The sequence below is a fragment of the Nocardioides sp. CF8 genome (assembly GCF_000389985.1).
Classification (GTDB): domain Bacteria; phylum Actinomycetota; class Actinomycetes; order Propionibacteriales; family Nocardioidaceae; genus Nocardioides; species Nocardioides allogilvus.
In genome coordinates this window covers 4,213,620-4,213,930 of sequence record NZ_CM001852.1, presented here as the reverse complement: position 1 = coordinate 4,213,930, position 311 = coordinate 4,213,620, and the positions used below count along the sequence as shown (strand labels likewise).

General features: G+C 68.2%; 1 protein-coding gene. It reads left to right on the top strand.

Annotated features, from left to right (window positions below; all coding sequences use genetic code 11):
- Positions 1 to 311 (top strand): hypothetical protein (locus CF8_RS22820; protein WP_036491715.1); only part of this gene is annotated, 311 nt, incomplete at both ends.

The window sequence follows — 311 nt, the reverse complement described above, 5'->3', positions numbered from 1 at the left end:
TGGAGCAACCTCGCCAGCCGCTGGGGCGACCTCACTGCCCCAGATGATCGTCTTGACCCCGACCTGATGCGCACGGCCGCCGAAGTTCGTGCCGCCTACCGCGAGCTGACCCACGCCTCCACCACCATGGCCAGCCTCGATGTCATTGCCGCCGGGCCCGGCCTTCTGCCCGGCATCGACGCGACCCTCCACACACTCGAGTCAAGCTCGGAGTTGGCGTATGTCGTCGCGGAGAAGGCCGAGGCACCCAACCTGACCGGACCAGCTCGAGCGCTGTCCATCCGGGCGCACAACGACATCGAGGCCGGCCT